12 protein-coding genes and 1 pseudogene are annotated in these 14883 nt (G+C 61.9%); 4 read left to right on the plus strand and 9 right to left on the minus strand.

What is annotated here, in order from left to right:
- The first annotated feature begins 10 nt into the window (after window positions 1–10).
- Window positions 11–568 (plus strand): sigma-70 family RNA polymerase sigma factor, encoded by a 558-nt coding sequence (locus U1738_RS18770; RefSeq protein ID WP_332790562.1) that lies wholly within the window; start codon window positions 11–13, stop codon window positions 566–568.
- 602 nt (window positions 569–1170) lie between these two features.
- Here the strand turns inward: U1738_RS18770 and U1738_RS18775 are convergent.
- The 9 genes and pseudogenes from U1738_RS18775 to U1738_RS18815 form a co-directional block, all read right to left on the minus strand.
- Window positions 1171–1992, minus strand: a pseudogene (locus U1738_RS18775) (thiolase family protein); the annotation flags it as partial.
- Between the two features lie 13 nt (window positions 1993–2005).
- Entirely contained in the window at window positions 2006–3190 is a 1185-nt protein-coding gene (locus U1738_RS18780; RefSeq protein WP_332790589.1) for an acyl-CoA dehydrogenase, read from the minus strand.
- Window positions 3187–4449: an MFS transporter gene (locus tag U1738_RS18785; protein ID WP_332790563.1), complete on the minus strand. Its 1263-nt coding sequence runs from the start codon at window positions 4447–4449 to the stop codon at window positions 3187–3189. The genes U1738_RS18780 and U1738_RS18785 overlap by 4 nt, the downstream gene beginning before the upstream one ends.
- Window positions 4449–6815, minus strand: coding sequence for a TonB-dependent receptor (locus U1738_RS18790; protein ID WP_332790564.1), 2367 nt, complete (start codon window positions 6813–6815; stop codon window positions 4449–4451). Before U1738_RS18790 ends, U1738_RS18785 begins: the two co-directional genes overlap by 1 nt.
- Before the next feature lie 36 nt (window positions 6816–6851).
- Window positions 6852–7688, minus strand: coding sequence for a fumarylacetoacetate hydrolase family protein (locus U1738_RS18795; protein WP_332790565.1), 837 nt, complete (start codon window positions 7686–7688; stop codon window positions 6852–6854).
- Window positions 7689–7886: 198 nt separating this feature from the next.
- Window positions 7887–8534: a 3-oxoacid CoA-transferase subunit B gene (locus tag U1738_RS18800; protein ID WP_332790566.1), complete on the minus strand. Its 648-nt coding sequence runs from the start codon at window positions 8532–8534 to the stop codon at window positions 7887–7889.
- Window positions 8531–9235: a 3-oxoacid CoA-transferase subunit A gene (locus U1738_RS18805; protein WP_332790567.1), complete on the minus strand. Its 705-nt coding sequence runs from the start codon at window positions 9233–9235 to the stop codon at window positions 8531–8533. Before U1738_RS18805 ends, U1738_RS18800 begins: the two co-directional genes overlap by 4 nt.
- Window positions 9232–10722, minus strand: coding sequence for a bifunctional 3-(3-hydroxy-phenyl)propionate/3-hydroxycinnamic acid hydroxylase (locus tag U1738_RS18810; RefSeq protein WP_332790568.1), 1491 nt, complete (start codon window positions 10720–10722; stop codon window positions 9232–9234). Before U1738_RS18810 ends, U1738_RS18805 begins: the two co-directional genes overlap by 4 nt.
- Window positions 10722–11765, minus strand: a complete 1044-nt coding sequence (locus U1738_RS18815) for a cytochrome P450 (protein ID WP_332790569.1) — start codon at window positions 11763–11765, stop codon at window positions 10722–10724. The genes U1738_RS18810 and U1738_RS18815 overlap by 1 nt, the downstream gene beginning before the upstream one ends.
- Before the next feature lie 254 nt (window positions 11766–12019).
- On the opposite strand from U1738_RS18815, the gene U1738_RS18820 reads away from it, so the two are divergent.
- From U1738_RS18820 to U1738_RS18830, 3 genes are all read left to right on the plus strand, one after another.
- On the plus strand, window positions 12020–12811 hold the full coding sequence (locus tag U1738_RS18820) for a helix-turn-helix domain-containing protein (protein WP_332790570.1): 792 nt from the start codon (window positions 12020–12022) through the stop codon (window positions 12809–12811).
- 28 nt (window positions 12812–12839) lie between these two features.
- Complete coding sequence (locus U1738_RS18825; protein ID WP_332790571.1) at window positions 12840–13817, plus strand: NAD(P)H-quinone oxidoreductase; 978 nt, start codon at window positions 12840–12842, stop codon at window positions 13815–13817.
- Between the two features lie 91 nt (window positions 13818–13908).
- The gene (locus tag U1738_RS18830) at window positions 13909–14880 is read left to right on the plus strand and encodes a VOC family protein (protein ID WP_332790572.1); all 972 of its coding nucleotides are present in this window, start codon (window positions 13909–13911) and stop codon (window positions 14878–14880) included.
- The last annotated feature ends 3 nt before the right edge of the window (window positions 14881–14883 follow it).

Genomic DNA, 14883 nt, shown 5'->3' on the forward strand with positions numbered 1-14883 from the left:
CTCTACATCATTGCGGCGTTTTTCGCGTCACTTGGCGAAGAACGAGACCATGGGCGACGATCTCGCACAGGATACCCTCGTCAGGGCTTGGTCGAACCGACATCGTTTCGAACACGGCACCAACTTCCGGGCATGGATTTTTCGAATCGCGCGAAACCATTTTCTGTCCGGAATCCGACGCAGCTGTCGTCACATCGAATGGAACCCGGACATTCACGAGAAACTGCTAATCGCCCGGCCGTCTCAGGAAGACTCAATTCACGAAAGCGACCTCGAGGCCGCGCTGTCAACGTTGCCGGAATCTCAAAAGCAAGCGCTGATACTCGTTATCCATCACGGACTTAACTATGCGGATGCCGCTCGCCATCTCGGGATCGAGTCGGGGACCTTGAACAGCAGGGTGGCGCGCGGCCGCGCCAGCGTGATCGCGTATTTCTCGGATGTGCCGCCCAAGCGCCCATACGCCGATGTTGCCGAACGCAATGCGAGACCGGGCCAAGTGACCGATAGATCAGGCCGATCGACCTACCAGAAGTGGAAAGCCTCCGACTGTCGGACGATCGGCTGAGATGCGAGGCAGAAGCGTGCGTCGATCCCGCTCCCTACCGTCACCACTCCTCAGGTATTCCCCGCACCGACAAGCGGTAGCAAGGTCTTGTATTTCGCGGGCCGCCCGACGGAAATCAGGGACCCAGCATTCGACCGCACATGCGGGCCAAGGATGGTGTTCAAGCCGTGCCCAAGCCGCATGACTATGGCACAGGGCTGAGGCGAGCACACGCTGTCATTGCAGTTCCAAGCAGACTCCAGTATCCTGAAAGCAGGCGACCCGTTCGTAAAAGGGGACCGGTGAGAGGATGTTCGAAAACGTACGCTAAGCGTCTCGGCTGGTCTGGTTGAGGCGCAAGGGTGTGAATCGACACCCAAATCAGGACCCCGTCCTGAGCGAGGCAACCGCATATAATCGTTAGAAAAATAAGGTTATGAAGGGGGCCCGATCGGTGCCGATCGGGATCTCCCCTCGGTGGGAATTCAGCGCAGGATCGATAGCTTGGCAAAGCTAACGGGGTCCCGCTTTGAACGCCGATCCACATCTACCGGCGGGCGCGGCGTCAAAGACAGCGGATCGAGCGCGTGTTCAGCCACCTAAAGCGCAACCTGGGTTTATGAACCCTCGGCCTCTGCGGTCGCACGATCCATGACAATCTGCGCTGCGGCGCCGTCGGACAATTGGCTGGCGTTGCCGGCGGTGACGCTGGTGCCTGAGCCACTAAATTCTCCCCCGGCCCAAACCGTTTTAAGACCACTTAACGCCTCAATCGTAGTGCCCGGGCGAATGCCCTCGTCCTGCTTTAAAGTGACGGTCTCGCTACCAGTGCGGTTGCAATCCTTATCGAAGAGAGCCTTTACGACGGTGATCGGTGCGATCTCCTCGCGAAAGGCACCGTTCGTTAACCCTGTTGCGGCGCGCTGCTGGCTTTGCGCGGCATAGGCATCCTGCGCCTCACGCGTGATGCTGTAATGGTCGGCAACGATTTCAGCAGTTTCGATCATTGGTATATAAGCGGCGGCAACCTCATCGATGACGCTCTGATTGACGTATCGCGGCGCGTCCTTAGTAACGGTAAGGCTGATCGACTCCATCCCGCCGGCAAGTGCTACGTCGATATCGCCCGCTATGATCGATCGCGCGGCCAGCGCGACCGCGGTCAGGCCAAACCCGCATTTGCGATCGAACGTAAACGCAGGGATGCTGTGTGGTAGACCACCTGCAAAGATGCTCATGCGACCCGCGTTGCCGCCCTGCGTGCCCCATTGATTGCCGACGCCCCAGAACACATCGTCGATCCGGGCGGGGTCGATCCCGGCGCGTTCCACCACCGCGTTCATGACATGGCCGGCGAGTACCGGTGCCTCTGTCGCGTTGAACGCACCCCGATAGGCCTTGCCGATCGGGGTGCGGGCTGTGGCTATGATTGCAGCTTCACGCATCATTCTTCCTTCATCAGAACGCGGCAATGCCGGTGATCGCGCGACCTAGGATCAGAGCGTGGACGTCGTGCGCGCCTTCGTAAGTGTTCACCGTCTCGAGGTTCATCGCGTGGCGCATGACGTGATATTCGCCCGCGATGCCGTTGCCGCCGTGCATGTCGCGGCTCATTCGCGCGATATCGAGAGCCTTGCCGACATTGTTGCGTTTCACGATCGAGACCATCTCGGGCGCGAACCGGCCTTCGTCCATCAACCGGCCGACCCTCAGAGATGCCTGTAGCCCGAGAGCGATCTCGGTCTCCATGTCCGCCAGCTTCTTCTGGAACAGCTGGCGCCCGGCGAGCGGCGTGCCAAACTGGTTGCGGTCGAGGCCGTACTGGCGCGCGGCGTGAAAGCAGAATTCGGCGGCGCCCAGCACGCCCCAGCTAATCCCATAGCGCGCGCGATTGAGACAGCCGAATGGGCCCTTCAAGCCCTGCACGTCGGGGAGCAGCGCATCCTCGCCGACCTCGACATCATCCATCATGATCATGCCCGTGACCGACGCTCGCAAGCTCAGCTTGCCTTCGATCTTTGGTGCCGAGAGGCCCTTCATCCCCTTTTCGAGGATAAAGCCGCGGATGCCGCCGCCGTGTTCGTCGCTCTTTGCCCAGATCACGAAGACGTCCGCGATCGGGCTGTTCGAAATCCAGGTCTTGGCACCGGAGAGAACATAGCCGTCATCGGTCTTACGCGCGCGCGTCGTCATCCCGCCTGGGTCGGAGCCCGCGTCGGGTTCCGTCAGGCCGAAGCAGCCAATCCATTCGCCGCTCGCCAGCTTCGGCAGATATCTGTGCTTCTGCGCGGTGGAGCCGAACGCGTTGATCGGATACATGACCAAGCTCGACTGGACGCTCATCATCGAGCGATAGCCGCTGTCGATCCGCTCCACTTCACGGGCGACGAGACCGTAGGCGACATAGCTTGCGCCGACGCCGCCATATTTTTCCGGGATGGTGGGGCCGAGCAGGCCAAGCGCACCCATTTCCCGGAATATCTCGGGATCGGTGTGCTCGTGCTGGAACGCCTCGACGATCCGCGGCGCCAGCTTGTCCTGCGCAAAGGACTTAGCGGTGTCGCGCACCATGCGCTCGTCGTCGCTCAGCTGCTCATCGAATAAGAACGGATCTTTCCAGTCGAACTGTCCCATGCCGCTCATATCAGTTTCTCTTCTCTGATCTGGAAATCGGTTATCGTGTTTGCCACGGAAGGCAGCGCCCTTGACGCGATCCACACGAGCACTGCCGCTAGAATTGATAGGACAGCTAGCAGAACGAGCCCTGAGGCGTAACTTCCCGACCGGTCGAACGACACGCCCATGATGAGCGGCCCTAGCACCGACCCGAGCTGAACGACGCCGAATGCGATGCCGTACAATCGCCCGAAGCACCGTAGTCCAAACGTTCTGCGGAGCATCCACGGCAGCATGTCCGCCTCCACTCCATAGGCGAGGCCGATACATGCCGCCGCGCATAACGGCGCCATACCGCCCGCGCCGCTAGCGAGGATAAGGCAGCCGACCGCCTGCATCGGAAAGATTATTACGCCCAACAAGCCGAAGCCGTACTTGTCGAGCACAGCGCCTGACATTGCGCGGCCGACGAGCGAAAAGATCCCGATCAGCCCTACAAGCCACGCGGCATCAGATATGCCCCAGCCTCGGTCACTCAACAGCGGGGCGAGATGGGTCAGCATCGCCGCGGTGACAAGCTGGACCAGGAAAAAGGCGACTGCCGCCGTCCAGAAGGTCGCGGTGCGCAACGCGACGCCTAGCGGGACGCCGATGATATCGTTCATCCGCCCAGCTCGGCGTGCGGCCAGGATGGCAGGGCGATCGCGCGCCGCGACCAGGGCGCTTGTCACGCCGACTACCGCGACGATGCCAGCGACGATCGCCCACGCAAACCGCCACGGTAAGGCCGTCAGGAGATGCCCATGTATCATCGCCAGCCCGAATTGCCCGAGGCCCGACCCGAACATCCCGATCGCCACCGCCCTGCCCAACCTCGCAGAGAACCACTGTGGCAACAGGCTGACGTAAGGGGCAGGTGACGAAATGATCGAAACCAACCCCAGCACCGCACCTGCCGCCAAGAACATCGGATAGCTTGCCGGGAGCAGCGGCAGAATTAGCAACGCGCAGGGTAACGCAATACTAGCGACCAGAATGACCGGACGTGAGCCACGCCGATCGAGCAGAAACCCAAGGAAAGGCGTTCCGATCGCACCAATGATCGACACAAGGGAATAGATCGCGCTAACCTGCGTGCGTGACCAGCCGAACTCAGTTGAGATCGGTTTCACATACATTCCGAAGCTCGCGATGAAAGCCGGGCCGAAGGCAACCACCAGACCGATGGCAGCGCCGACTGCCACCCTCCATGCGGCGCGGCCGCCATCAATCCGGTCGTCGATCATCAGAACTTAGCGTCGAGCGCCAGCCCCCACGTCCGCTGTGCATCATAGGCGACCGTCTGCGAGTAGTACGCGCCGCTTAACTGGGCGACCGTTCGATACACGAAGTTCGCCTTGAAGATGTTCTTGCCGTAGAAGCTGAGGCCGAACCGATCATCGGCGGTGCGGATGCCGGCGGCAATGTTGACGACCGAATAGGCCTTTTGCCGCTCGAACGGGTCAGCGACCGCGTTGAATACCTGTTTGCCCTGATAGCGATAATTGGCTTGGCCGAAAAGCTTTTCACCACCCGCGAGGCTGACCTCTTGGCGAGCGGTCATGTTGGTGGTGAACTTCGGCGAATTGTTAAGCGGTTCGCCATTGAGGCTCTGCGTGCCGTTGATGCAAAGCCCAGGCGTCGGCGATGTGCCGATTGGCGCGGTGGGCTCACGCGGATAACAGGCGGCATCGGTAAAGTCGGTGAACCGCGCATGGATATACGCAGCTGCCGCATTAAACGAGAAGCCGCCCCCCGGACGAATATCGAGCGTTCCCTCTACACCCGAGGATCGCAATTCATTGGCGTTCTGCGTCGCAAACGCCGGGGCAGTTGTGGGTAGGCGGGTTGCGACCTGGAAATCACGGAACCGCTCAAGGAAGGCCGTGAGGTTCAGAGTCACCTTTCTATCGAGGAACCTCGAGCGCACGCCAATCTCGTAATTGGTCGCGATCTCCGGATCGACGACCAGCCCGGTCAACGCCGCTGCGGCAGCTGAAGCAGTGAACTGAAAGTCCAAGCCCGGAGCCTTGTAGCCGCGGGACGCCGTCGCGTAGAGCATCACGTCGGGCGCCGCATCGAACTGTACGCCAAAGCGATAGCTTGGTTCGTTGGCCGTCGTCCTGGCGCTGTACGCAAAGGGTCCGAACGACGCGCCGGGGCTGTTTACGCCGGGAAAAGGGGTCGGCGGATTGTAAGGCGCCACGAGCGCACGCGAAAAATTGCCAGACACCTTGTCATGCGAGGCGCGGCCGCCGGCGACCAGACGAAAGCTCTTTGTCAGGTCGAACGTCGCTTCGCCGAATACCGCATAATGGATCGAGCTGAGATCGGTCGTTATTCCGACGGATGACGGTACAGGCGTCGCGCCGACCAGCGTCGAATAGAAATAGTCGTCGAGGTCGAGCCGGAAATAAATTGCGCCCAGGACATAGCGCAGCCGCTGGGTCGCAGGGGACGTAAGCCGCAGCTCCTGACTGAATTGACGATAACGAACGTCATCTCCTTGGAAGGATTTATAGAGCGGAGCGTTGGAGCTTTCGGGATCGAAATTCTCGTTGACATTGATCTTGCGATACGAGGTTACGGAACTCAGCGTGTGGTCCGCAACGTCCTGATCGACCGCCAGCGTATAGGCCTGCGAGCTGGACTTGTTGAATAGATCGACCGGCGAAGTCGTATTAAGATTCTTGGGTCCGATCGGTGTTCCCGCTGCGGTTTCGAATGTTCGCACGCCAAGGGCATCAGTGGCAAAGACACGTAAGGTCGTCACCGCCGGATCCTGATCGGCGCCGGTCCATTCGCCTGTCAGGTTTATGTCGGTGGACGATGTCGGCTGCCAACGCAGCCTGACCCGTCCGCCATAGCTGTCCTTCTTGCCGAGCTTGCGGCCTAGAACGGGGGCATCGACGAAGCCGTCGTGCCGGAAACGCCAGGCGGAAGCGCGAATTGCGGCGTTGTTCCCGAGCGGCAGGTTGACGGTGCCGTTCATCTGCAATTCGTTGAAGCTACCATAAGCGATGCGCGCGTCTCCCCCGGCTACGCCCAGGATCGGCTTACGCGTCACGATGTTGACGAGCCCGGCGGATGCGTTCTTGCCGAACAGCATGCCCTGTGGTCCCTCCAGCACTTCGACCTGCGCTATGTCGACAAGGTCAGCAATGCTGCCACCGGATCGCGCAAGCGGCACCCCGTCAAAGGCAATGCCCACGCTTTGGTCGAAGCCGTCTGAGAAAACAAAGGTGCCGACACCGCGAACGGAGAAGTTCACCAGCTTGGTCGTGGCGCCCCCGACGAACTGCAGCGCAGGTACGAGCCGAGACAGATCACGGGTGTCGGCCAGATTTTGTGCGCGGATAATCTCCTCTGGAATGGCCGTGACGGCGATCGCCACCTTCTGCAGGTTTTCCGCCCGGCGGTTGGCAGTGACGATGATGTCGCCAGTCGCGGTATCGCCCGGCGTCGCCTGCGCAGCGGCGGCCTCCGTCGGCGCTGCCGGCGCGCTGGTCGCAGCGGCCGTTGCGTCGGCCTGCTGAGCGAGTGCGCTGGACGCGCAGATCAGTTGAGCTGCGGCGCCTGCCAGCGCCGCCGCCCGGGCGGTCATTCTCGTCATGTCATCCCCTCTCGTTGTTTTATTATTTGTCCGTCATCAGACGGTAGTTTCGTCCTCGATGCTGTTAGTCAGCGTACCGAGCTTTTCGATCTCCACCTCGACCGTGTCGCCGGGCTTCATCCACAGCGGCGGATCCCGGAACAGGCCGACGCCGCCCGTCGTGCCCGTGGCAACGACGTCGCCTGGCTGCAGCGGCATGATCGTGGAAAGGTAGGCGACAAGTTCGGGGACGCCGAACAACAGGTCGTCGAGCTTGGCCCGCTGCATTTCCTGTCCGTTCAGCCGAGTGACAAGCGTCAGCGCGCCGATCGGCCCGGTCTCGTCGGGCGTCACCAACCACGGGCCGAATGCGCCGGAACGCCAGAACGTTTTGCCGGTCAGAAACTGCGTGGTGTGGCGCTGCCAGTCGCGGATGGAGCCGTCGTTGAGGCAGGCGAACCCCGCGACGTGATCGAGTGCGTTAGCGGCCGCGATATGGCGCCCGCCTTTGCCAATAACGAACGCGAGTTCGCCTTCGAAATCGAAATTCTGAGAGGCCTTGGGCCGGATCATCGCCTGTCCGGACGCCACCAGGCTATCTGGGTACCGCGGAAACATCATCGGATATTTCGGCGGCTCGCGACCAGTTTCAGTGATGTGCGTCTTGTAGTTCAATCCGACGCAAAGGATCCGGCCAGGATCGGGGACGGGGGCTAGGAGCGTGACACTGCCGGGATCGATCGCCGGGCCACCGCTCGTCGCGGTTGCTCCCGCCAGATCGGCGAGCGCGGATTTCAGCGTGGGGTAGGCATCGCTGGCCATGTCGACAATACCGTCGTCGCGCCAGATGCCCCAAGATGCGTTGCCCTTGTGAAGAAAGCTAACGAGCTTCATGTTACGTCCTTGGAACGCGCCGCAGCGCTGGCCGAAGCCTGATGGTGAAAAGTGCCGCAATCACCAGCGGGAGCGATCGTCGCTGGCGACGGAGTGCATGCGCGCATCATCCCAAGCTCCTTTCCGCTCCGCCGAGACTGACGCCGGCTGGTCCACACAAGCTGGCACTCGGGACAGGAGCGGACAATGCGGGCATCGTCACCGTCCGCCTGGCGGGACGATGCGCGCTGCCGTTGCGGCTGTGATCCTTGCGAAATCGACTCCGGGGGCGAGCTCGATCAGCCTGAACGCGTCGCCGGTCGGCTCTAGAACACCCAGATCGGTGTAGATCCGTCCCACTATCCCGCGCCCGGTCGCGGGTAACGTCAGACTTTCTAGCAGCTTTGGGCCGCCATTGCGCGTCGTGTGCGTCATAATAACGCGAACGCTCTTGGCACCCGCCGCCAGATCCATCGCACCGCCGACGGCCGGCACGCCGCCTGCGCCGGTCGTCCAGTTGGCGAGATCGCCGTTCGCCGCGACTTCGAAAGCGCCCAGCAGACAAATGTCTACATGCCCGCCCCGGATCATCGCGAAGCTATCCGCGTGGTGGAAGAACGCGCCGCCTGCCACGAGCGTTACCGGTTTTTTGCCCGCGTTGATGAGTTCCATGTCTTCGGCGTCCGCAGCGGGGCGCGGCCCCATGCCCAGAATGCCGTTCTCGCTGTGCAGCACGATTTCGATACCGGCGGGAATGTGATCGGCGACCTTCTCGGGCTGACCTATGCCGAGATTTACGAAGGCGCCCTCCGGAATGTCGCGCGCCGCACGCGCAGCGATGTCGTCCATCGACCAGCCGATCGTCATGCCGACAATCCTTCCAAGAAATCACGTTCGGAGATCGGATCGGGCACGCACACGACATGGGTGGTAAAAATCGAGGGCGTGACGATTGTCTCCGGATCGAGATCGCCCAGCGGCACGACTTTGCGGACCTGCGCGATAGTGGAGCGCGCTGCCGTCGCCATCACGGGCCCGAAATTGCGCGCGGCTTTGCGATAGATCAGATTACCCCAGCGATCCGCTTCCTCCGCCTTGACGAGTGCGACATCGCCGTGGAGTGCCTGTTCCAGCACATAGGTCCGCCCGCCGAACTCTCGCGTCTCCTTGCCGTCCGCCAGCGTAGTGCCGGCCGCGGTGGGCGTATAGAAGGCCGGTATGCCCGCGCCGGCCGCGCGAAGGCGTTCGGCCAGCGTACCTTGCGGTACCAGTTCCAACTCGATCTCGCCGGCACGGTAAAGCGTATCGAAGACATGGCTGTGCGAGCTGCGCGGAAACGAGCAGATTATCTTTGAAACTCGCCGCTCTCGAAGCAACAACGCGAGGCCGACTTCCCCATTGCCCGCATTGTTGTTGACGAGCGTGAGGTTTCGCGCGCCGTGATCGAGCAGCGCATGAACGAGTTCGGTCGGATTGCCCGCCTCGCCGAACCCGCCGACTAGGACGGTATCGCCGTCCTTGATGATGGCCACCGCAGCGCGGGCGTCGGTCTGAACCTTGTTGATCACGCTGTAAGACTTTCGAGAGACAGGGCTCGTTGCCAGTTATGCGCCAATGCGGTGGCCGCCCCCGTGCCAAACACGTAGCGATCGGGCCGGACGAGCACCGCGTCGCTACCAATGACGCCAAGCCAGGCTGTAACGGCCTTGGAAGTGCCGGGCGGCAGATCGTGGGTCGCGTCGACGATACGCAAGTCGGCGAGCGCTGGCGCTGCGGCACCTCCGACGTGGATCAGCCACGCGCCGTCGCCCAGAATGTCGTCGAGCCGCCCCTCGCCCTCGACGACGGTCTGCGGAAAGATCGTACCCGCCGCGTTGCTTCCGTCCAGCGTCAGCCCGCGGATCGCAGGGAAGGGGACCGGAGCCCCGATCTTCGGGTTTGCCAGCATCTCGGCATCGCGTATCGCTGCACGCGCCGGATCGAGCGTGCATACGACACGGCCCATCTCGATTGCACGCTCGATGACATAACGGACATGCGCGTCGCGTTCGGCCTGGTAGCTGTCGAGCAGAGACAGATCGGCTGACGACAGCGCGGCATCGATCTTCCAGGCAAGGTTGGCTGCGTCGCGCAGACCCGAGCACAGCCCCTGTCCCATGAACGGGGGCATCTGATGCGCCGCGTCCCCCGCCAGCAGAACACGTCCCTGTCGCCATTCGCGCGCCACCAGCCCGTGGAAGCGATACACCGCGGTACGCTCGACAGTGATGGTGCCGGCCTTGCGCCATGGGGCCAGCAACGCGTCTAAGCTCGCGGCCGTACGCATGGTGTCCGGATCCTCGCCGGGCTTAAGCATGAACTCCCATCGCAACCGGCCCGGCCCCATGTGGACGTAGGTCGTGGGCCGCTGCGGATCGCAAAGTTGCAAGTTCATTGGTGGGAACAACGTCTCGTCGTCGACCAGTGCATCGAGCACCAGCCAAGGCTCGTCGAACCCGTAATCGTCGAGCCCGATGCCGCACGCTTCGCGCACCGGGCTCCATGCACCGTCACAACCGATGACCAACCGGGACCGGATGCGGCGCTCGCCGACATCCTCGCTGGCGATCAACGTCGTCAGCGCGTCGGCATCTATTGCTTCGATGCTGACGAATTTTGATCCGAACATCGACTTGACCACGGGCAATGCATCGAGCCGCTTGCGGACTGCACGCTCGACGCCGGGTTGATAGAAGTTGAAGCCGACCGGCCAGCCCGACGCGCCCATAACGCCTTCGCGTTCCATTCGCATCAGCGTCCGCCCGTCCGCTGTACGAAACTCATAATTGGGCGCTACGCGGACATGCGGCGCGATGTCGTCGATGATATCCAGCGCCTGAAACAGCCGCATGATCTCGTGATCGATATGCGCCGCCCGCGGCAATGGATACACGTCGCGTTGCGGATCTATCGCTATAACGTTACGACCAGTCTGGCCAAGCAAGGCAGCCATTACCGCGCCAACCGGCCCAAGGCCCACGACGAGCACGTCGCAGTCCAAATCGTGCGCTTCCATTATACCTCCACGGAGACTTGCAGGCTGGCGAGCCCGCGTAACGTGTTGTTGAGCGCCCATTGCGGCGACGAAACGGTGAAACGCCGTACGCGCGTCAGGAAAGCGGTCATCAGGCATTCCATTTCCAACCGTGCGAGATGCATTCCAGCGCAGCTGTGGACACCAAATCCGAAGCCGAGCTGATCCGCGTTGCGTCGCCGGATATCGAAGCGATCCGGGTCGTCCCATTTACGTTCATCGCGATTGGCGGAAGCATACAGCATCAGCACGCGCGCGCCGGCCGGGATGGGGCTGCCGTCGACCGTTACGTCCTTCGACGCTAGCCGCGTGAAACCGCGGATTGGAGACTCGATGCGCACCGCCTCGTTGATCGCGCCTCGGAGCAGCGACAGGTCGTCGTGCAGAAGCTCCCATTGATCGGGATGTTCACCAAGTAGCCAGAACAGCGACGCGGTAGCCAAAATCGTTGTGTCGAGTGAAGGCGCCATGAAGTCACGGAACAACGAAGGCACCCGCTCCGGCTCGATCTCGCCAGCATCCGCAAGGTCGAGCAGCCGGTCCGCCCAGCCGCCCGGCGTTACGAGCCCGCGCTTGGCGACCGACGCCGCGTAGGCCCGCATCGCCATGACATGTGGCCGCGCTTCGGCCGCGCGGTCATTCGCTGGTCCCAGCACGTCGAACGTGGCCGCTGCCCAGCGAAGCATGTTCTCGCGCCCCTCTTCGGGTAGCCCCACGAGATGCGACACGACCGCAAGGGGCAGCGCCTGCGCAGCGTCGGTCACCATCTCGAACGTGCCGCGTTCGACCAGCCGTTCGACGACATCGTCTGCGGTACGGGCGATCACCTCACGCAGTTTCGACACCGAACTCGGCGACAGCGGCACCATCATTACCTTGCGCAGCTTGTCATGTTCGGGCGGGTCGCTAGCGATCAACGTTCCGATCGCCTGACGCGCGGCGGCATCATCCGCACCAACCCCTGCCGCTGACGAGAAGGTCGCGTGATCACGGAGCGCGTCGCGGACATCGTCGTATCGGGACAAGGCGTACAAGTCATGCTTTGGCAGAAATACGACGGGCCCCGCTTCTCGCAGATCCCGATATAGCGGGTAAGGATTTACGATAGCGCGATCCGAATACAGATCGATCTCAGACACCGGAACGGACGTCATCTAGGCTCCCCCTGGCTGCTTCGGAACGCGCGCAGGCCGTTGATCTCCTGTGTCGCGACCACTGGGTTACAGCGCCAGCGGTGCGGCACTTGCGTCCGCCTGACGGGACGCGCAGACTGGAAGATATGGAAACACAGGCGTCCTCCGTCCGCAGTCTTGAGCGAGGGCTTCGCCTTCTCCAAGCCATGAACCGCGCCCCGCATGCCTCCGTGACGCAACTTGCCATCGATATCGAGGTGCCGCGATCTACCGCATATCGCCTGCTCGACACCCTCGTCGGGCTAGGCTTCGTAACCTTCGGGCCCGATGGCTATGCCTTGTCGCGCGAGGTCCGGACGCTTAGCGATGGGTTCATCGACGAGGCGTGGATCACGCCGGCCTGGGCCGAGATGGTCGAGATCAGCCGAAAGCTGATCTGGCCGGTATCGCTGTTCACCGTAGAAGCCGCCACCATGGTCATCCGGCGAACAACCCACGAACTGAGCACTCTGTCGATTGACTATGGCATGTCGGGCAAGAGGTTGCCGATCACGGAGACGGCGGCGGGGCGGGTGTATCTGGCGTTCTGTTCGCACGCGGAGCGCCGGTCGATCCTTTCGATGCCGGCGGCATATGTCAGCGATCCAACTCGCCTTGAGAGAGAGCGGATTGAAGCGCGACTGGAGCAGGCACGCCAACGGGGGTACGACACCCGTGTTGGCGGGGTGGTCGCGAGAACTGGCAGCCTGGCGGTGCCGGTATTAGTCGAGGGGCGGGTTCTCTGCTCGCTGTCCATCATTTATATCGCGTCGAGCCTGTCTGTCGAACAGGCGATCGAACAGTTCGAACAGCCCATGAAAGACGCAGCAGGCCGTATTGCCGATGCCGTTGTCCGCCTGTCGGACGCTTCGCCCGCGTTGGTTGAACGCAATTCCTGACCGGGGGAAGGCGCGAGCAGGAGACGTTATGCGCGCAATCACCTTCAAAGATTTTGGTGGACCAGAAGTTCTGGAGATCACAGACGAAAGTGCCCCCCAGCTTCGCCCGGGCGACCTGCTCGTTCGCGTCAAAGCGATAGGCGTCAACAGGGCCGATCTCAATCAGCGACGCGGTGCCTATGGCCGGGAAAATTTCGGCGACTCAAGCATCATGGGGCTCGAGGTCGCCGGCGAGGTTATCGCGGTGGCCTCCAATGTTACCGCCTTCGCTAAGGGCGACAGGGTCATGGGAATCGTTGGCGGTGGCGCATATGCCGAGATCGCGCGCTTACCCGCTGCCATGGCAATGGCTATCCCTGAAAGAATCAGCTTCGAGGACGCGGCGGCGGTCCCCGAGGCGTTCGTAACCGCGCACGAAGCACTGTTTCATCGTGGGCGACTTGCGGCGGGAGAGGCCGTGCTGCTGCACGGAGCCGCGGGCGGAGTTGGAATGGCCGCGGTCGCACTTGCTGTGCAAGCCAAGGCGATAGTCCTGTTTACCGCGCGCGACACCGCGATCCCGGCGGTCGTTGCTGTCGGTGCCGATCGGGGGTTCGATTATCGTAACGATTTCCTCCCGGCCCTGCTCGACGCGACCGGCAACAGGGGCGTCGATTTGATTGTCGATACGATCGGCGCGCCTAATCTCGAGCGCAACGTTCTCGCATTAGCCGATGGCGGCAGGCTGGTGCAGCTCGGACTGATGGGCGGGCGGGGCGCGGCCCCGTTACCGATGGATCGCCTGCTGTTCCGACGGCTGGAAATTATGGGCAGCGTTATGAAATCACGGACCGCAGCGGAGAAGGCGGAGATGACGCGACGGTTTGCGGATCGCTGGATGCCGGCGCTGGCCTCCGGCGCGATAAATCCCATCGTCGCCAAGGTCTTTCCCTTGGCTGCTGCGGCGGAGGCGCACGTAGCGATGGAGGCCGGGGGACACATCGGCAAACTGGTGCTGGTCCCCTGATCCGTCCGCCAGGTGGACAGGTGCACCGACTCCATTGTTGCATTCCTTAGGATCGTCGCAGCGTGACGCTCGAACCCGGAAGGATGCCGCAGTGGAATTACTGGCACTTGGTTATATCGGAATTCGCTCGGCGCACCTGGACGACTGGAGCAATTACGCCACCGGGTTGCTCGGGATGCAACCGATCGATGTTACAGCGGGGGCGCGCGCCTTTCGGATGGACGATCGAAAGCAGCGTCTCGTTATCAGCGCGGACGACGGCGATACGATCGGTTTCATCGGGTGGGAAGTTGCCGACGCAGCGGCGTTGGGACGGCTCGGCGCGGAGCTCGAGGCTGCCGGGGTCCAGGTAGATAATGCAACCCGTGGTCTTGCAGACCAGCGCCGTGTCGCTGACCTCATCATTTTTCATGATCCCGCCGGCAATCGCCTTGAGGCCTTTCATAGCGCAGAGATTGCCCGCGAAAAATTTATTCCTGGGCGTCCGATCTCTGGTTTTAAGACCGGTCCTTTAGGTATGGGCCATGTCGTATTGAATGTGCCCGATGTCGAGGCAATGCTTCCCTTCTACCGTGACTTGCTCGGGTTTCGCGTCACAGACTATGGCCTGACACCCTATAAATTATACTTTTTCCATCTGAACAGTCGTCACCACAGTTTTGCGATGGTCGGCAGCGGCAAAAACTCGTTCCATCATTTCATGGTCGAATTGTTCAGTCTGGACGATGTCGGGCAGGGCTACGATCTAGCGCAGCTTGAAGAGGGGCGCGTCGCTTACACGCTAGGGCGACATACGAACGACCATATGACATCCTTTTACTCCAACACCCCGTCGGGCTTCTTCGTGGAATATGGGTGGGGTGCGCGCGAGATCGATCCGGCGACATGGCAAGCCCATGAGACGTTCGACGGCCCGAGTTTCTGGGGTCATGAGCGGCTCTACATGCCAGAGGATCAGCGCGCGCGGCTAAGAAACATGCGCCTCGACGCCGCGGCACGCGGTATCCGAGCGCCGTTAGCGGTGGACTGCCCTTGGCTGGACGCGGTCATCGCCAACGAATGAGCG

Source organism: Parasphingomonas caseinilytica (assembly GCF_036663755.1).
Classification (GTDB): domain Bacteria; phylum Pseudomonadota; class Alphaproteobacteria; order Sphingomonadales; family Sphingomonadaceae; genus Sphingomonas.